The organism is Alsobacter sp. SYSU BS001988, assembly GCF_054796215.1.
This window is the reverse complement of record NZ_JBTAMK010000002.1, coordinates 103,144-120,226: the sequence shown is the minus strand read 5'-3', so window position 1 is coordinate 120,226 and position 17,083 is coordinate 103,144. Positions and strand designations below refer to the sequence as shown.

Genomic DNA, 17,083 nt, shown 5'->3' with positions numbered 1-17,083 from the left:
TGCGGTTGAAACCGTGAACACTCGCGTCCTGCGGGCGACAGGCGAGTCGCCTGCTTGGGAGCGTTCTGGCGGTTGGCGTATCGGGATGGCACCGCGGATGTGTTGAGGCCGGGCGCTTCGTTGCGGCGCAGCAGGCCTGTCTGACGCATGCGCGCGCTTCGCCTTCTCGTCGTCCTCTCCGTCCTCGCGCCGGTGGTCCTCCTGGCGGTTCTGGGCCACGTGTCCTATCGGACGGAGGTCCGGACGGCTCGCCGGGGGCTGCTGCAGACGCTCGATCTCGTCTACGAGCATGCGATCAAGACCTTCGACACCCACAAGCTCGTCGCGACCTACACGAACGAGGTCATCCGGGGGCTGACGGACGAGGAGATCCAGACGCGCGAGGCCGAGTTGCGGCTGCAGCTCGCCAGGCTGGTCGCCGGCCTGCCGCAGATCACCAACACATGGGTCATCGACGCGTCGGGTCAGCCGCTCCTGAGCGCCAGTCCCGTGCCGGCCGGCCTGAACGTCAGCGACCGCGCCTATTTCCAGACGCAGCTGCAGCCCGGCGCCCCCCCGCATGTGAGCCAGCTTCTCCAGGGCAAAGCGACGGGATCCGTCTTCTTCCAGCTCGCCTGGCGTCGCGAGGACCCGGGCGGGCGCTTTCGAGGGGTCACCGCGGTGTCGGTGGAGCCGGAATATTTCCGCGCGTTCCACGGCAGGGTCACGGCCGGGGCCGGCTACACCATGGGACTGTTCCGAAACGACGGCGTAGCCCTGGTGCGCTATCCGACCTCCATGGCTGAGCTTCTGGGGGCCCGCCAACGCGCGACCGGGCTGGAGAGGGAAATCGCCGAGCGACCCGGTTCGGGGCTCTATTTCGGCACGTCGAACTTCGACGGGGAGAGACGGCTGGTCGCCTATCGGAGCGTGCCGGAGTACCCGATCTATGTGACGGCGGGCCTTCCCTGGTCCTCGGTGGTCCGGGCGTGGCGGGCGACGATGCTGAGCTATCTCGCCTTCGGCGCTCCCAGCGCGATGGCGCTGTTCCTGTTGAGCGTCTCGGCCTACCGACAGGCCCGGCGGGAGAACGCGACCCTCGGCAAGCTTCGCCAGGAGGCCAGGCGGCGGGAGCAGGCCGAGGACGCCCTTCGCCAGAGCCAGAAGATGGAGGCCGTCGGGCGCCTGACCGGCGGCATCGCGCATGACTTCAACAATCTGCTGACGGTCGTCATCGGCAACCTGGATATGCTGCTGCGGCGCCTCGGCCCCGACGACGCGCGGGCGCGCCGGTCCGCTCTGCTGGCCAAGGAGGGCGCCCTGCGCGCGGCGATGCTGACGCAGCGGCTGCTGGCCTTCTCGCGCCGGCAACCTCTGGAGCCACGTCGCGTGGACCTCAACCAGCTCGTGCGAGGGATGACCGAGCTCGTGCACCGCACGCTGGGCGAGAAAATCTCGGTGCAGACCAGGACCGAACCGGATCTCCCGGCGGTCGACGTCGATCCGAACCAGCTGGAGAGCGCGATCCTGAATCTTGCCGTGAACGCGCGGGACGCGATGCCGCAGGGCGGCGAGCTCGTGGTCTCGACGCGGCGGGTCGACATCGAGGTCGAGGGCGGCGCGGCTCCTCCCGGGTCCTATGTGGCCGTGAGCGTGTCCGACACCGGCTCCGGCATCCCGGCCGAGCTGCAGGATAAGGTGTTCGAGCCCTTCTTCACCACCAAGCCGCACGGGCAGGGCACCGGCCTCGGCCTGTCGCAGGTCTATGGATTCATCAAGCAGTCGGGCGGCTATGTGCTCCTGACCAGCGAACCGGGCCGCGGCGCCACGATCAGCATGCTGCTGCCGCTCGCCCCGCCCAGCCTGGAGGCGCCGTCCACGTCCGGCCCCGAGGCCGTCCACGCGCCGCCGTCCGCTCCGACATCCACCATCCTCGTCGTCGAGGACCAGGCCGAGGTGCGGCGCTTCGCGGTCGAGGCGCTCCGGGAGCTGGGCCACCACGTCATCGAGGCCGGCGACGCCGAGGAGGCCAGCCGGATGCTCGACGAGAGCCCATCCGTTTCGCTGCTGTTCAGCGACATCGGGTTGCCCGGCATGGACGGGCGCGCTCTGGCGCGCCATGTCGCCGCCAGCCACCCCCGGATCAGGATCCTGCTCACCACCGGCTACGCCAATCTGCGCGACGGCGCGGGGCCGGGCGATCCGGACCTCGATCCCCTGCCGAAACCCTACACGGTCGCCCAGCTCGTCACGCGCGTCGACGCCGTTCTGCGCGAGCCGGAAGGAACCCTGGGCTAGCCGGTCCGTTTCACTCCACAACGGAGCCAGCGATGACCACCCAGAACAATGACGAGGACGCCCGCCGCAAACTGAAGGGCGCGCCGGCCAGGCGTCCGGGCCAGCCCGGAAGCACGACTGAACAGACCGCTGAAGCGCGGCCCGACGACCACACGCCGGTCAATGCGCCCCGTTCGACCGCCCCGGACGAGCATCGGCCGTCGACCAAGACGAAGCATTCTTGAGCTGAGTACGGTTCGGTACTCCATCGAACGCTGGAAACGCTGCAATCGACGGGATAGTCTCGGTCAACGGGCGTCGGGTTCACGTCATCACGCCCGTGACTCTTGCTGAGGATCATCCGGGTTGGGCGGGGCGTCTTTGAAAATATTGCTGGTCGAGGATGAGCCGCTGATCGCGCTCACGCTCGTGGACATGCTCGAGGAGCTCGGCCACCGGCCGCTCGAGGCGCTGAACGGCGACCAGGCGCTGACCCTGTTCGGCGAGCATGACGACATCGACCTCGTCATCACCGATGTGGGGCTGCCGGACATCTCCGGGCACAATCTCGCCGAGACGATGCGCACCGGTTCCCCCGCCCTGCCGATCATCTTCGCCACCGGGCACACCGGCCAGGGGCCGCAGCCGATCACTCCGGAGCCGCCGACCGCGCATCTCGGCAAGCCGTTCCAGGTCGCCGAGCTGCAATCCACGATCGACCGGTTGATGGCGGTCGCCCGCAAGGGCTGAGCCTCGAGGTCGAACGGGGCCTCCACGCCTCCAGACAGGGCGTCAGGAACGCGCAGGACAGCGGAGCGACCGCCTGTCCGGGGCGGGCTTCGCCATGCCTATGCCGGACTGGGCGCGGCTTTCGCCCGTCCCACAACGAAAAAGGCCCGGCGGAACGATCCGCCGGGCCGTCAAGCCTCAGAGTGAGCTGAGGATTAGAACTTGTAGTTCACGCCCACGCGAACAACGCCGAAGTCGTTGTTCTTGTTGGTCGCAACCGCAACGCCCGGAACGGCGAGGAGAACGCCGCCATTGTTGTTGCCGCGATCGATGTTGACGTAGAGGCCTTCGATCTTGGCCGTCCAGTTCGGGGTGAAGGCGTACTCGAGACCACCGCCGACGGTCCAGCCGGCGCGGGTGTCGCTGTTGCTGAACACGTTCGAGCCGACGTCGCCGTAAGCCAGACCGCCCGTCACGTAGATGAGGGCGCGGTCGAACGCGAAGCCGAGACGGCCGCGAACGGTGCCGAAGTAGTTACCGTTGTTGCCGTTGCCGCCGAAGTAGTAGGGGGCGAAGCCGTTGTTGTTGCCGCCGAGGTCGGCGTACTGGATGTCAGCCTCGACGCCAGCGACGAACTGGCCGAACTGCATGTTGTAGCCGATCTGGCCGCCGCCGACGAAGCCGCCGTCGCTGCCATTGCTGAACGTGGCGAGGTTCGCGCCGGTCGTGGTGCTGTAGAAGGTGACCGAGCGGCTCTCCTGCCAGCCGTAACCGGCATTCAGGCCGACGTAGAAGCCGGTCCAGGTGAACACGGGAGCGTAGACGATCGGGGCGATCGGGGCGCCCTTCGAGGTCGGCAGGTCGGCCGCAGAAGCCGTTGCCGACATCACGGTCAGCGCCGTGGCAGCGAGGAGAAGATTACGGATCATTATTTCGCATCCTTATCGAGGAGTGAGTCTCGAGGCTTGAGCCTGTCAGACTGTACCCGCCACAACGGTGCTGTTCAATTCAGGTTGCGCCCCGGAAGGGGTCTGAAGACGTTGAACGAGCGTTGTGTGGTTTTCCAGTAACGGTCGTTGCCAGCAACGTCCCGTGTTTCCGATGGAAACAGGGCGGCTTGAGCTTCGCGTTAACCAAGCGTTGACTTTGCGGGATGGCAGGATATCGGCCTGAATGTGGCGAATGCTGGGCAGCCTCGCAGGAGCCTCGGAGGGGTTCTTGATTAATGTTTGCGATAATGTCGTCCGACGTTGCATCACGAATGAATCAGTGTCGTGGAACGAGTCCCGGACGACTCACGTTCGAGAGTCCGGCGAGCGTGGTTCGCCGCGCAGGAGTTGAGTCATGGCGCCGCGTGCCAATTGGAAGGGATACCTCAAGCTTTCCCTCGTCTCCTGCGCCGTCGCGCTCTATCCCGCCTCGACGGCCTCGGCCCGGGTCGCCTTCCACACCGTCAATCGCGCGACGGGCAACCGCCTGCGGCGCCAGATGTTCGACCCCGACACGGGCGACGTGGTGGAGACGGAGAACCAGGCCAAGGGATACGAGGTCGCCAAGGGCGACTACCTCATCATCGAGGACGAGGACATCGACGCAATCGCGATCGAGAGCAGCCATACGATCGACATCGAATCCTTCGTCCCGCGGTCCGAGATCGACGAGCTCTATGTCGATGCGCCCTATTACCTCGCGCCGGACGACAGGGTCGCCCAGGAGGCCTTTGCGGTGATCCGCGAGGCCATGCGCGAGCACGACGTGGTCGGCATCGCGCGCGTGGTCCTCTACCGGCGCGAGCGCATCGTCATGCTGGAGCCCCGCGGCAAGGGGCTGTTCGCGGCGACGCTGCGCTACCCCTACGAGGTTCGAACGCCGGACGCCTATTTCGAGGACATCCCCGACATCGCGATCCCGCCGGACATGCTGGACCTCGCCGGCCATATCATCGGCCGGATGAAGGGCTCCTTCGATCCGTCGAAGTTCGAAGACCGTTACGAGAACGCGCTCGTCGACCTGGTGAAGGCCAAGCAGGGAGGACGGGCCGCGCCCGCGGCGGCGGCCCAGCCCAAGCCGAGCAACGTGGTCAACCTCATGGACGCGCTGCGCAAGAGCCTCGCGGCCGACGAGCGCAAGCCGCCGGAGCGGGCGGCCGCCGCGCCGGAACCGGCCGCCGCCAGGAAGGCGCCGGCCAAGGCGCAGGGCAAGGCTCCCGCCGCGAAGGCCCCTGCGGCCGCAGGGGCGAAGCCTCTTGCGCCCAGCAAGCCCGTCGCCAAGGCGCCCGGCAAGGCCAAGGACGAGGCCGCACGGTCTTCAGCCGCGAAAGGCAAGCCAGCGCCGTCCGGCGGGGCGAAGCCGACGCGCGGGCGCAAGAGCGCCTGACGCCCCGGCGTCGGAATCGAAAAGGCCGGAGCGAGGACCTCCGGCCTTTTTCGTTCGGGAACTCGGCATTCAGCCCAGCGTGCTGGCCGACGCCACGATCCGCAGGCCCGGCGCCCTTCCGGCCGACCCGCGCGGCGGCGGCGCGTGGGGGAGGGACCAGCTCGGCTCCAGCACGCCGCGGTCCAGGCGCAGGCCATGGTCGGCCAGCCGGGCGGCGATCTTGTTCACCAGCATCAAGAGCGCGCGGCTCTGGACGATCTCCAACTGGGTGGCGTGCCCCGCCGCCGCCTTGAACTCGCCGGCCTGCATGCAGGCGATCATCCGGATCAGGAGAAGCTCGTGCTCGGTCGCCGAAGGCGCGCCCTCCGGCATGCATTCGAAGGCGCCGCTGGTCCGCAGGCGCAGCTCGTTGTCGAGAAGCAGCGCGTCGGACATCAGGCCGTCGACGGCCCCGTCGCCCAGCCGCTCCCGGATGGAGGCCGCGGCGGCGTCGAGATGCTTCTGGTCATAGCCGTGGCGGAAGCGCTCGAACCGACGCAGCACGTCGATGACGAAGAGCGCGTCGGCCGGCAGCAGGATGCGTACGCCAGGAGGAAAGGCATGGATCGACATGGAGACCTCGAAACGCTCGACACCGTGACGGCATGGGCTGGCGAGGGACAAACGTGTTCCACTTCGATCCGTTCCCGACATCCGTTCGTTGCGCCCGCTACGGAACCCCCTCGCTCGTGTGGACGTTTCGCAGGATGACCGCGTGGGTGCCGTTCGCCCGAAGCCTGGAGATCCTGATGTCAGACCAGCTGCCGGACGAGCCGACCCGCAGGAACGAAACGCGCGCCCGGCAGGGCGTGACGGGCCACAATGTCCGGTACGTCCTCAGCATGGGCCTCGGCCTCGCGATCCTGGCCGGCGTCGTCCTTTACTTCACCGTGGGGCGCTGATCCCGGGCAGAGGCCGACATCATCGAAGAAGCACCCAAGCGGAAGCGGAACCTTTTCGCTGAACGGCGCGTTCAGGCGTCTGGCGGCCACGTCGCCGGACGGACGCATTGCGCTCGGGTCGGGGCAAAAGCAGACATGCAGCGATCGGGAGGAGACCCAGCGGCGCCTGCGGAGCCGTCAGATTCGGCTCGTGCGGAACGATGGGCCGGGGCCGGCCGGGCCGCGCCGACGTTCCACCGGGGAGGGCGGGTCGCCATCCTGGCCGTCGCCGTCCTGGTCGCGGCGGCCGTCGCCGCCATGCTGGCCGTCATCAACACCGATCGCATCGCGACCTTGAGCATGCGCGCCGCGGAGATCCGCGAGAACGCCTACCAGCTCGAATCGACCTTCGCGGCCATCACCAGCGCCGAGACATCCGCGATCATGCTGGGCGACGACGCCCAGGCGCTCCGCATCCGGGATCTCGCGCCGCAGGCCAACGCCGCGCTTGCGACGCTGAAGGCGCGGGCGGACCCGGGTCAAAAGGACACGCTCGCGCGCATCGGCTCGTTGCTGGAGCGCCGGCTCGCCGAGGCCGACAGGCTGGTGCGCCTCGCCCAGGCCGGGGAGCGCGAGCAGGCCGCGACGGAGCTGCGCCAGGCTTCGGGCCGCGCCGAGGAGGCCGAACTTCGGTCCAGCGTCCTGGCGTTCATCGCCAGCAACCGGTCCGACATCGCGCGCCTGGAGCAGGGCTACCGCAGCGCGGCCCGCCGGCAGCTCTTTCTCAGCGGCCTCGCCGCGCTGGCGATCCTGCTGTTCGGGGTTCACCAGATCATCAGCACCTACCGCGCCCTGGGCGACGCCGCCCGCAACCGCGAGGGGCTGCGGGAAGCCAATGAGCGGCTGGAGGAAGACGTCTCGATCCGCACGCGCGAGCTCGCCGGAACGGTGCAGCGCTTCGAGGTCGCCCTGCGGGCGGCGGACGTCGTCGTCTTCACGCAGGACATCAACAGGATCTTCACGTGGATCAGCCGCGACGTCTTCGGCTACGCCCGGGAGAAGATCATCGGGTCCCGCGAGGAGGACTTCCTGCCTCCCGAGGTGGCCGCCATCGTGATCCCGGCCAAGACGTCCGTGCTCGAGACCGGCAAGGCCCGGGACTACCAGTACAGCGTCGACGTGTCCGGCGGGCGCCGGTGGTTCCGGGTCAGGACAGAACCCGTCGTGGACGAGGCCGGCGCGCTCACCGGACTCATCGGGGCGATCATCGATCTCACCGGCGAGCGGCAGGTGCAGCAGCAGCTGGCGCAAGTGAGCGACGAGCTGCGCACCACCGTCCAGCGCTTCCAGGTCGCCCTCAAGGGCGCCGACATCACGGTCTTCGCCCAGGGTCCGGACCTTCGCTATTCGTGGATGAGCCGCGACTTCCACGGCCGCATCGCCGCCGACTTCGTCGGCCGGACGGATGCGGACGTCTTTCCGGCCGACCTGTCCCGCAAGCTCACCGAATTGAAGCAGGGGGTGCTCGACCTGGGCGAACCCGCCGCCGGCGAGTTCAGGGTGGCGGTCGGAGGCGTCGAGACCTGGCAGCTCGTCCGGGTGGAGCCGCAGCGGGACGCCAAGGGGGGCATCGTCGGGATCCTGGGCGCCAGCGTCGACGTCACGGACCGGCGCCAGCGCGAGACCCACAACCGCATCCTCCTGAGGGAGCTCACCCACCGCACCAAGAACCTGCTGGCCGTCGTGCAGGCGATGGCCCGGCAGACGCTCACGACCAGCGTGTCCGCCCGCGACTTCGAGGCCCGCTTCTCCGGGCGGCTGCAGGGCCTTGCGAGTTCGCTCGACATCCTCGTCAACGAGAACTGGCAGGGCGCGTCCGTTTCGGAGCTCGTCCGCACCCAGCTCAGCCACTGGCGCGACCTGATCGGGTCGCGCATCCGGCTGACCGGCGAGGACGTGCGGTTCGAGCCCGAGGCGGCCCAGAACATCGGCCTGGCGCTGCACGAGCTGTCGACCAACTCCGCCAAATACGGCGCGCTCTCGACGCCCGGCGGCTCGATCGAGATCGCATGGTCCGCGGGGCCCGAGGCCGACGGCCGCTTCGTGTTCACCTGGCGCGAGCGGAACGGGCCCCGGGTGGAGCCGCCGCGGCACAAGGGCTTCGGGCACGCCGTGATCGAGCGGCTCGTGCCGCGGGCCCTGAACGGACGCGCCCAGCTGGCTTATGATCCTAGCGGGTTCAGCTGGACGATCGACATTCCGGCGTCCCACATCCGGCCCCTCGGCGCCGAGCCTAGCGCCCCAAAAGTCTGGGCCGGCTGAAAGCTCCGCTCCGTTCCGCGCCGCCGGGAACGAACCCGCATGGCCCCCGTTGGTCAGCCACGCGACGGCGGAAACCCAGCGGATGAAACGCTCTGTAGACCTTGCCGCGGCGCGCCGCCTGACGGAGTGGCCGCGCTTCCTCATGTTCAACCTCGCGGGCGGCTTCGCGCTCGGGGCGGGCTTCACCGCGGCTCTCGTCGGTTTGGACGCCCAGGGGCTCGGCCGCCTCGTCATGACCAGCGACACGCCCGGCGCGGCGCTGGCGCTCATCGCCAGCGTCTCGAGCGGCCTTGCGGTTTGCGGCCTGATCGGCACGGGCCTGGCCCAGGACGCCGACGGCTGATCGCCGACGCACGGGCTGCGGACGCGGGCCCAGAACCACGCCAGCCATCAGGAACGGACCACCCCATGCCAGACCAGACGCTCCCGCCCCAGCATCAGAAGAGCCAGCCCGGCCACGAGAGCGAGATGAACCCGAAGCCGGACTACGCTCCCAAATTCCCGGGAGCGGGGCGGCTCGCCGGCAAGTCCGTCGTGATCACGGGAGGAGACAGCGGCATCGGCCGCGCGGTCGCGGTCGCCATGGCGCGCGAGGGCGCCTCGGTCGCGATCGTCTACAAGGAGGAGCACGAAGACGCGCAGGAGACGATCCGCCTGATCGAGGCGGAGGGGTCCCGCGGGCTGGCCATCGCAGGCGACGTCGGACAGGAGGCGCTCTGCCGGGAGGCGGTCGACAAGACGGTCTCCGCTTTCGGCGGCCTCGACGTGCTGGTCAACAACGCCGCCGAACAGCACCAGGTCGAGGACATCACCGGGATCTCCGAGCAGCAGCTGGAGCGCACTTTCCGCACCAACATCTTCAGCTATTTCTTCATGGCCAAGGCCGCGAGGCCGCATCTCAAGGCGGGCTCCAGCATCATCAACACGACGTCGGTGACGGCCTACAAGGGCAGCCCGCAACTGCTGGACTACAGCTCCACCAAGGGGGCGATCGTCGCCTTCACGCGGTCGCTCTCCATGGCCCTCGCCAAGGACGGGGTCCGGGTCAACGCCGTGGCGCCAGGTCCCATCTGGACGCCTCTCATCCCGGCGACCTTCGACGCCGAGAAGGTCAAGAGCTTCGGGGCCGACGTGCCGATGGCTCGCCCCGGACAGCCGCGCGAAGTCGCCTCGGCCTATGTGTTCCTGGCGAGCGAGGACGGGTCCTATGTCTCAGGCCAGGTCATCCATCCCAACGGCGGAACGATCGTGAATGGCTGACCCGCTCCGACGCTGCCCCCGCAAGGTTTGTTGATCCCGGCAGGGAACTCCGGCCGGGGTTTGAACGTTTCACCTGCGACGATTTGCACTGATCAATCCCGCCGCGCAGCCTGCAGGCCGTTCACGCCAAGGCGTCCTCCCGCCTGCGCGGGCGCGAGATCGTCGAAAGGGTCGCCCCAGCACATGCCGTCCACGACCTCTCTCTCGCTCGCCCCGTCGTCCCCGCGCGTGTCCCGTCAGGAGGACAAGCCTGTGCTGCTGTGTTTTCCCTACCGACGCTGGACCGACGAAGATCCGCGCCTGCGCGAGCTGATGTCGCGCGCCGCCGCGGACTACAGGGTGGTGGTCTTCGAGGAGCCCGTTCTCGACGGGCAGGGCGCGGGCGAGCTCACGCACAGGCGCGACGGCGACGTCGAGATCCTGCAGCCTCATCTGCCGCCGCGCCTCGCCGACCGCACGGCCAACGCCGCGCTGCGCAAGCTGCTCGACGACTACCAGGCCGGGACGTCGCCGGCCGAGATCCTGTGGCTGATCTCTCCCGCCGCGATGGCGTTCAGCTCGCATGTGACGCCGAAGCTTCGGATCTATGACTGCGTCGAGGATCTCGCCTCGCGCCCGAATGCGCCCGCCACGCTGCCGCTGCTGGAGCGGCGGGTGCTGGGCAGGGTGGACGTGGTGATCACGGCGACCAAGCCGCTTTTCGAACTGCAGCGCTTCAGGCACAAGGCCGTGAAGCTCATCGCGCTCTCGAGCGCGACGCCGGAGGGCTGGGACGGGCTCTGGTCCGCGATGCGCTCGGAGATCCGGAGCCGGGTCCCGCAGGCGGCCGGACCGGCCGACGTCTCCCGCTCCAGCGCGGCCGGCGGCTGACGGCCCGCCAGCCACCTCGCCAGCAGCCCATGAAAAAGGCGTCGATCCCGACTGGCGGAACCGACGCCTCTGGCGCTGATTCGATGGACGGCGCCGGCCCTAACGGGTGGTGCTCTCGGCGTCCTTCATGCGACGGCTGTGAGACGCCTCGCCGCCTTTGCGGCCCGCCTCGGCGGCGAGCTTGGGATCGCGTGAGAAGCTTCTAGCCTCAGGCGCCACGCTGCGACCGCCTTTACGCCCGGCCTCAGCCGCCAGCTGCGGGTTGCGCGAGAAACTACGCTTCTCATTCGGAACGCTTTCACCTCCCTTGCGGGCGATGTCCCTCTGCTTGCTTTCGTCCATCGAAGCGAAGCCCCGGTTCGACCGCTGCTGCTTGTCTGGCATTCCTGCGCTCCTCTGATTTGCTTTGTGTCCTCCAACGCCGGCGGTCAGGGTTGGTTCCGCGATCGGCAGGCGCGGAGGGGCTGGACGAAGCGCTTGTCGGAAGCGGATAATTCGCTGCTCCGCTGCGGGTTGTGGAGCCGGTCTCGCAACCTTTGTGGCTTGACATGCGTTTGACCCGCGCAACGCCGACGAACGCAGGGTCTTTGTGGACCGGAGCGGAAACGTAAGGTCGGCCACAAGGAGATGGCGATGAAGAAGATCCTGATGATTTCCACCGTTGCGCTTTCGCTCGGTGCGTGCGCCACCGAACAGGGTAACCGCGCCGCGACGGGCGCCGTCCTCGGCGGCGCGGCTGGTGCTGTCATCGGCGGAGCCGCCACCGGCCGCGGGAGCGGAGCGCTGGCTGGCGCGGCGATCGGCGCAGCCGGCGGAGCGGTCGTCGGCGCCGCCACCACTCCGCAGCGCGGCCGCGACTGCTATTACGACGCGTATGGCCGCCGGGTGTGCGACTACTACTAAGCGGTCCAGGAGCTTCCCATCAGGGTTGGAAAGGCCGGCGCGAAGCCGGCCTTTTTTTCGCGCCTAGGGGCGAGCCGCACGAAAAAGGCCGGCCCCCGGGGGGACCGGCCTCGTCAGGCGTCGGCGACGTCAGGCGGTCAGGCCGCCTCTTCGTTGACCTCGCCCTCGGCGATCTCGGTCAGGAGGCGGTCGGCGTTCTTCTCCTCGTCGAGCGTCTCTTCGAGGAGGTCGATCACCTCGTCCATCTCGAGCTGCTCGGCCCAGGCGATCAGGGCGCCGTAGCGGGAGATCTCGTAATGCTCGACGGCCTGGGCGGCGGCGAGCATGCCGGCGTCCTTGACCTCCGGGTCCTCGATCTCCTGCAACAGGCCGTCGGCCTCCTTGATGATGCCCTCGATGGCGTCGCAGCGCTCGCCCTTCACGGGCGCGTTGCAGAGCTTGAACACCTGCTCCAGCCGCTGGACCTGGCCGCGGGTCTCTTCGAGATGCGTGTTGAAGGCCTGCTTCAGCTCCTGCGAGGTGGCCTCGGCGGCCATCTTGGGCAGGGCCTTCAGGATCTGGTTTTCGGCGTAGTAGATGTCGCCCAGCGTGTGGATGAACAGGTCTTGAAGCGTCTTCACAGCCATGATGGCCTCCTGTGTGGCTCGACCGCGAGGTCGGCTGGCGGTCCGGCCGGCGGCCGGCGCGATGAATCGTGCAGAGGCTGTGCAACGCCAGCTTAGTGGCCTTCGTTCCCGCGCCGCGCCCCCCGGGCATGGCTCCGCGCCGGCGGGACTGGAAGCTACGGCTTGTGCGCCGAAGAACCCGAGGCATATGGGAACCGAGCTTGCCAGTCGGCGTTGTTCCCCGGCAGATTCACTGGAGGCGGCAAGATGAACGCATCGCGGATACTTCCCACTCTCGCTTTTTCGGTGGCCGTGTCGTTCTTCTTCGTGCCGCCCGTGATCGCCATCGTGAAGAATGCGCCGGCCGCTCCCGCCTCCGCGCCGTCGTCCAGCCTCATCGTGGCGAGCACGCGCGTTTCGGTGAGCCAGCCCGCCGCGATGCAACGGGCCAAGCCCGCCGCCAGCAAGGACATGTGCACCCCGACGGAAGCGTCGTCCGGGCCGTCCGGCGCCTCGTCGGGCGAAGCGGCGTCGGGTCCCAAGCGTTCGCCGTGGAACCGCTGGGTGGTCGCGTCGCTGGACGACCGCTGACGACGCCGGCGCACGGAGCGCGCGCCCGCCGCCCGGGTCCGGAACTTCACGCCAGCCCACTTCATTACGGTAGCAAGGCACGGTCCGGGCGTCTTCGCCCCCTCCCGCCCGATCGGACCGCGCCACGGGATCCGCAGCTGCGACGCTGCGGATCCCGTTTCCGTTTCGGTCGAGCCCGCGCGCGAAGCTCGGCTGCGCGAGGAACTATCCGGCTGGCTGCAGCGTTGCGGCAAGATAGATCGAATGGGAATTCGATCCGTTCAAATCCGCGGCGAAACCTCAAGCCGGCGGCGAAACGGGAGATCAGAACATGGCCATCGGCACGATCCTGCTTATCATCCTCATCCTGTTGCTTGTCGGCGCTGTCCCCAGCTGGCCGTATAGCCGTGGATGGGGCTATGGACCTTCCGGCATCCTGGGCGTTGTTCTTCTGATCGTGATCGTATTGCTGCTGACCGGCAGGCTTTGACGTTCCGAAACGGAAACCGTGCCGATGGGAGAGTTTCATGGCTGAGAACGACGTCTTTGGATCCACGCGCGTCGACGATGGAAGTCCGGAGGCCGTCCGGGAGGACCTGAACGCGCTGCGGTCCGACATCGCCAAGCTGAGCGAGGCCGTGGCGCTGCTCGTGCGCGAGCAGACCTCCGCCCAGGCCGAGAAGGTGCGCGAGGCCGTCGGAACGGCGCGGGAGACGCTCACGGGCGCGGCCGAAAGCTTCCGGCGGGCCGGGGTCGGCATCGCCGAGGACGCCCAGGCCCGGCTCGAGACCCTGAGCTCGGAGCTCGAAGAGTCGGTCAAGCGGACGCCGGTGACGTCCGTCCTGACCGCACTGATCGCCGGCGTGATCTTCGGAATCATCACGCGGCGCTAAACACCTGCCTGACCATGGAAAAGCGCGCGTCGTGACGCGCGCTTTTTGCGTGCTTCCTGATCTTCTTCGCCTTTTACGAGAAGTCGCGAAATCCCCGTGCGAGGTCCTTCACGCGGGGATTCAGCCTTTCAGGCGGTGAGCGGAACCTTGTCGGTCCGCTGCGCGCGGCGCTGGAAGAACAGGGCCTGGCTGATCACCGCCTTCACAGTGTCGGTGAGGAAGGGCTTGGTGATCAGGAAGGCCGGCTCGGGCCGGCTGCCCGTCAGGAACCGCTCCGGATAGGCGGTGATGAAGATGACCGGCACTTCGAGGGTGCCCAGGATCTCGTTCACGGCCTCCAGGCCCGAGGAGCCGTCGGCGAGCTGGATGTCGGCGAGGATCAGGCCGGGCCGGAGCTTCTGGATCGAAGCGACCGCCTCGCGGTGGGTGCGGGCGATGTCGACCACGCGGTGACCCAGGTCCTCCACCAGGCTCTGCAGGTCGAGCGCGATCAGCGGCTCGTCCTCGATGATCAGGACATCGGTCTTGATCTGGTCGGCGAGCTCCCGGCCGGCGGCGTCGAGGAGCGCCTGCGCCTCGCCCAGCGAGCAGTCGAGCGTCTGGGCGACTTCGGAGGTGCTGAAGCCTTCCAGCGAGCGCAGCAGGAAGGCGATGCGCGAGCGCGGCGTCATCGCGTCGAGGCTGCGCTGCGCGCCGAGCTCCACGGCGGGCAGCGCCGGGTCGAGCTGCGCGTTGATCGGCACCGAGCGCCAGACCTCCAGCAGCAGCCGGTAAAGCGAGATGCGCACGTCGCCGCTGGTGTCGATGCGGGTCGGATCCGACACGATCGATTCAAGGGTCGCCTGAACGTAAACGTCCCCAATGCGTTGGTTGCCCGTCAGAGCGCGGGCGAAGCGCCGCATATAGGGAAGATGTGGTGAGATGGCCTGAGAGATCGGCATAAAGCCCCCAAAGATGACCGCGGCATGAGCTCGGCATTGCGCTCCAACGTACGACTGAAAAAAAGGTTCCCGCCATCCGGGAACCGGGAGCGCGGCTGGGCGTTGGGTGCCGGTATCATAGCGTCGCTCGGGTTCACGTGGCCCGGGCATCCCGGAGGGTGGCGATGACGCAGAAGAAGAGTGCTCGGCACTCGGATCCCGAAATCTCGGGCCCGGGACAATCAGCGCATGATCAAGCGCCCGGGATGGTTCCCCAGATCCAGGACCATATCGGGCGGCAGTTGCGCGCCGTCTATGACGACGTTCTTAACCAGCCAGTTCCGGATCGGTTCCGCGAACTCATGGACAAGCTCGACGAGAAACTCGGAGACGCTGAATGAACCCGCAGGGCAGCAGTAGCCTGAAGGCCGAACTGCTCGGGGCGATCCCCAGCCTGCGTGCGTTCGCCATGTCGCTTTCAGGCAACATCGACCGCGCCGACGACCTGGTGCAGGAAACCCTCGTGAAGGCCTGGACAAATCTGGGCTCCTTCACCGAAGGCACGAACATGTCCGCGTGGCTGTTCACCATCCTTCGCAACATCTTCTACTCCGAATACCGCAAGCGCCGCCGCGAGGTGGCCGATCCGGAAGGGCAGATCGCGGCCCGTCTCGCGTCCGCGCCGTCCCAGAACGCCCACATGGACTTCCTCGATTTCCAGGAGGCGCTGCAGCAGCTGTCGCCCGACCAGCGCGAGGCGCTGATCCTGGTGGGCGCGTCGGGGATGTCCTACGAGGAGGCCGCCGACATTTGCGGCTGCGCCGTCGGAACCATGAAGAGCCGCGTCAACCGCGCCCGCAACCGGCTGGGCCAGCTCCTCGCCATGGCGTCGGAAGAGGGCTTCGGCGGCGAAAGCCAGTGGCAGTCCGCCGAATCGGTGGGAGACAAACTGCTCCGGGCCGGGGAGTGACCCGGCCGCGGCCTCTCTCGTCCACAGACTGAAACCCGGGAGCGGACCGCGCGGTCCGCGGCCCGGGCGTGGACTTTCGCCCGGGACGAATGTCGCGGCGCCGGGTTTGGACAATTTTGCTGCGCCGAAAACGAAACGCTCCTAGAGAAGGTCGCCCACTCTGGCGCCGGCTTGGCCATGGCCTCGACGGCGCCGGAGCTGCGGCGGCGACAGGCGAGCGGAGACGGCGACCGTGCGATTTTCAGCCTTCAGCCTGCTCAGGCAGGCCCTGACCGGCAACACCGGCTGGCCGGAGCAGTGGCGTTCGCCCGAGCCGAAGGCGTCCTACGACGCCGTCATCGTCGGCGGCGGCGGCCACGGGCTGGCGACGGCCTACTACATGGCCCGCGACCATGGCATGCGCAACATCGCGGTCGTCGAGCGCGGCTGGCTGGGCGGCGGCAATACGGGCCGGAACACCACTATCATCCGCTCCAACTATCTCTGGGAGGAAAGCCAGGGCCTGTACGAGCACTCCCTCAAGCTGTGGGAGGGCCTGTCGCAGGACCTGAACTACAACGTCATGTACTCCCCGCGCGGGGTCATGATGCTGGCCCACAACACGCATGACGTTCAGGTCGGCAAGCGCCACGTGCACGCCAACCGGCTGCAGGGCATCGACAACGAATGGCTCTCGCCGGCGGAGGCGAAGGCGTTCTGCCCCATCCTCAACATCTCGCCCGACATCCGCTACCCCATCATGGGCGCAGCCCTGCAGCGGCGCGGCGGCGTGGCCCGGCACGACGCGGTGGCCTGGGGCTACGCCCGCGCGGCCAGCGCGATGGGCGTGGACATCATCCAGAACTGCGAGGTCACGGCGATCCGGCGCGACGCCCGCGGCGCCGTCTCCGGGATCGAGACCAGCAGGGGGCCGATCGCCACCTCGCGGCTCGGCGTGGTCGCGGCGGGCCACACCAGCGTGGTGATGAGCATGGCGGACGTGCGCATGCCGCTGGAGAGCTATCCGCTCCAGGCGCTCGTCTCCGAGCCGGTCAAGCCGCTGATGCCCTGCGTGGTGATGTCCAACACCATCCACGCCTACATGTCGCAGTCCGACAAGGGAGAGCTCGTCATCGGGGCCGGGACGGACGCCTACACGTCCTATTCCCAGACCGGGGGGCTGCACATCTCCTCGCACACGCTCGACGCCATCTGCGAGCTGTTTCCCATGGTGCGCCGCCTGCGCATGCTCCGGAACTGGGGCGGCATCGTCGACGTCACGCCGGACCGGTCCCCCATCATCGGCAAGACGCCCGTGCCCGGCCTGTTCGTGAATTGCGGCTGGGGGACGGGCGGCTTCAAGGCGACTCCCGGCTCCGGCGACGTCTTCGCCTACACGGTGGCGCGAGGGGAGCCGCACCCCATCAACGCCGCCTTCACGCTGGACCGCTTCCGCACCGGCCGGCTGATCGACGAAGCGGCCGCCGCCGCCGTCGCCCATTAGGTCAGA

At 68.2% G+C, this 17,083-nt stretch carries 21 protein-coding genes; 16 read left to right on the top strand and 5 right to left on the bottom strand.

What is annotated here, in order from left to right; all coding sequences use genetic code 11:
- The first annotated feature begins 147 nt into the window (after positions 1–147).
- The 3 genes from ACYVO7_RS04550 to ACYVO7_RS04540 all read left to right on the top strand — a co-directional run bounded on the left by ACYVO7_RS04550 (position 148) and on the right by ACYVO7_RS04540 (position 3,006).
- Complete coding sequence (locus tag ACYVO7_RS04550) at positions 148–2,277, top strand: hybrid sensor histidine kinase/response regulator (protein ID WP_460448663.1); 2,130 nt, start codon at positions 148–150, stop codon at positions 2,275–2,277.
- Between the two features lie 32 nt (positions 2,278–2,309).
- Complete coding sequence (locus ACYVO7_RS04545; RefSeq protein ID WP_460448662.1) at positions 2,310–2,501, top strand: hypothetical protein; 192 nt, start codon at positions 2,310–2,312, stop codon at positions 2,499–2,501.
- A 145-nt stretch (positions 2,502–2,646) separates the two neighbouring features.
- Positions 2,647–3,006 (top strand): response regulator, encoded by a 360-nt coding sequence (locus ACYVO7_RS04540; RefSeq protein ID WP_460448661.1) that lies wholly within the window; start codon positions 2,647–2,649, stop codon positions 3,004–3,006.
- Positions 3,007–3,200: 194 nt separating this feature from the next.
- Here ACYVO7_RS04540 and ACYVO7_RS04535 read toward each other — a convergent pair whose 3' ends face one another.
- Positions 3,201–3,914, bottom strand: a complete 714-nt coding sequence (locus tag ACYVO7_RS04535) for an outer membrane protein (RefSeq protein WP_460448660.1) — start codon at positions 3,912–3,914, stop codon at positions 3,201–3,203.
- A 415-nt stretch (positions 3,915–4,329) separates the two neighbouring features.
- On the opposite strand from ACYVO7_RS04535, the gene ku reads away from it, so the two are divergent.
- Positions 4,330–5,361, top strand: a complete 1,032-nt coding sequence (ku, locus tag ACYVO7_RS04530; protein ID WP_460448659.1) for a non-homologous end joining protein Ku — start codon at positions 4,330–4,332, stop codon at positions 5,359–5,361.
- Positions 5,362–5,430: 69 nt separating this feature from the next.
- On the opposite strand, the gene ACYVO7_RS04525 is transcribed toward ku, so the two are convergent.
- Complete coding sequence (locus ACYVO7_RS04525; protein ID WP_460448658.1) at positions 5,431–5,973, bottom strand: hypothetical protein; 543 nt, start codon at positions 5,971–5,973, stop codon at positions 5,431–5,433.
- A gap of 176 nt (positions 5,974–6,149) precedes the next feature.
- Between ACYVO7_RS04525 and ACYVO7_RS04520 the strand changes: the two genes are divergently transcribed.
- The 5 genes from ACYVO7_RS04520 (at position 6,150) to ACYVO7_RS04500 (ending at position 10,733) form a co-directional block, all read left to right on the top strand.
- On the top strand, positions 6,150–6,302 hold the full coding sequence (locus ACYVO7_RS04520) for a hypothetical protein (RefSeq protein WP_460448657.1): 153 nt from the start codon (positions 6,150–6,152) through the stop codon (positions 6,300–6,302).
- A 135-nt stretch (positions 6,303–6,437) separates the two neighbouring features.
- Positions 6,438–8,603 (top strand): HWE histidine kinase domain-containing protein, encoded by a 2,166-nt coding sequence (locus ACYVO7_RS04515; protein ID WP_460448656.1) that lies wholly within the window; start codon positions 6,438–6,440, stop codon positions 8,601–8,603.
- 82 nt (positions 8,604–8,685) lie between these two features.
- The gene (locus tag ACYVO7_RS04510) at positions 8,686–8,946 is read left to right on the top strand and encodes a hypothetical protein (RefSeq protein ID WP_460448655.1); all 261 of its coding nucleotides are present in this window, start codon (positions 8,686–8,688) and stop codon (positions 8,944–8,946) included.
- 65 nt (positions 8,947–9,011) lie between these two features.
- On the top strand, positions 9,012–9,863 hold the full coding sequence (locus ACYVO7_RS04505; protein WP_460448654.1) for an SDR family oxidoreductase: 852 nt from the start codon (positions 9,012–9,014) through the stop codon (positions 9,861–9,863).
- 183 nt (positions 9,864–10,046) lie between these two features.
- Positions 10,047–10,733 carry a glycosyltransferase family protein gene (locus ACYVO7_RS04500; RefSeq protein ID WP_460448653.1) on the top strand — a complete coding sequence of 229 codons (687 nt, stop codon included), beginning with the start codon at positions 10,047–10,049 and terminating at the stop codon, positions 10,731–10,733.
- Positions 10,734–10,832: 99 nt separating this feature from the next.
- On the opposite strand, the gene ACYVO7_RS04495 is transcribed toward ACYVO7_RS04500, so the two are convergent.
- Positions 10,833–11,117 (bottom strand): con-10 family general stress protein, encoded by a 285-nt coding sequence (locus ACYVO7_RS04495; RefSeq protein ID WP_460448652.1) that lies wholly within the window; start codon positions 11,115–11,117, stop codon positions 10,833–10,835.
- Positions 11,118–11,366: 249 nt separating this feature from the next.
- Between ACYVO7_RS04495 and ACYVO7_RS04490 the strand changes: the two genes are divergently transcribed.
- Positions 11,367–11,636, top strand: a complete 270-nt coding sequence (locus tag ACYVO7_RS04490) for a glycine zipper domain-containing protein (protein WP_406854156.1) — start codon at positions 11,367–11,369, stop codon at positions 11,634–11,636.
- Positions 11,637–11,773: 137 nt separating this feature from the next.
- On the opposite strand, the gene ACYVO7_RS04485 is transcribed toward ACYVO7_RS04490, so the two are convergent.
- A complete protein-coding gene (locus ACYVO7_RS04485; protein WP_460448651.1) occupies positions 11,774–12,262 on the bottom strand; it encodes a YciE/YciF ferroxidase family protein in 489 nt (162 codons plus the stop codon).
- A 246-nt stretch (positions 12,263–12,508) separates the two neighbouring features.
- On the opposite strand from ACYVO7_RS04485, the gene ACYVO7_RS04480 reads away from it, so the two are divergent.
- The 3 genes from ACYVO7_RS04480 (at position 12,509) to ACYVO7_RS04470 (ending at position 13,704) form a co-directional block, all read left to right on the top strand.
- Positions 12,509–12,832: a hypothetical protein gene (locus ACYVO7_RS04480; protein ID WP_460448650.1), complete on the top strand. Its 324-nt coding sequence runs from the start codon at positions 12,509–12,511 to the stop codon at positions 12,830–12,832.
- Between the two features lie 310 nt (positions 12,833–13,142).
- Positions 13,143–13,301, top strand: a complete 159-nt coding sequence (locus ACYVO7_RS04475; protein WP_406854153.1) for a DUF3309 family protein — start codon at positions 13,143–13,145, stop codon at positions 13,299–13,301.
- A 37-nt stretch (positions 13,302–13,338) separates the two neighbouring features.
- Positions 13,339–13,704, top strand: a complete 366-nt coding sequence (locus ACYVO7_RS04470; RefSeq protein WP_460448649.1) for a hypothetical protein — start codon at positions 13,339–13,341, stop codon at positions 13,702–13,704.
- Positions 13,705–13,832: 128 nt separating this feature from the next.
- On the opposite strand, the gene ACYVO7_RS04465 is transcribed toward ACYVO7_RS04470, so the two are convergent.
- Entirely contained in the window at positions 13,833–14,645 is an 813-nt protein-coding gene (locus tag ACYVO7_RS04465) for a response regulator (protein WP_460448648.1), read from the bottom strand.
- Between the two features lie 164 nt (positions 14,646–14,809).
- On the opposite strand from ACYVO7_RS04465, the gene ACYVO7_RS04460 reads away from it, so the two are divergent.
- From ACYVO7_RS04460 to ACYVO7_RS04450, 3 genes are all read left to right on the top strand, one after another.
- Positions 14,810–15,025 (top strand): NepR family anti-sigma factor, encoded by a 216-nt coding sequence (locus ACYVO7_RS04460; RefSeq protein ID WP_406854150.1) that lies wholly within the window; start codon positions 14,810–14,812, stop codon positions 15,023–15,025.
- A complete protein-coding gene (locus ACYVO7_RS04455) occupies positions 15,022–15,594 on the top strand; it encodes a sigma-70 family RNA polymerase sigma factor (protein ID WP_460448647.1) in 573 nt (190 codons plus the stop codon). Before ACYVO7_RS04460 ends, ACYVO7_RS04455 begins: the two co-directional genes overlap by 4 nt.
- A 232-nt stretch (positions 15,595–15,826) precedes the next feature.
- Positions 15,827–17,077 (top strand): sarcosine oxidase subunit beta family protein, encoded by a 1,251-nt coding sequence (locus ACYVO7_RS04450; RefSeq protein ID WP_460448646.1) that lies wholly within the window; start codon positions 15,827–15,829, stop codon positions 17,075–17,077.
- The last annotated feature ends 6 nt before the right edge of the window (positions 17,078–17,083 follow it).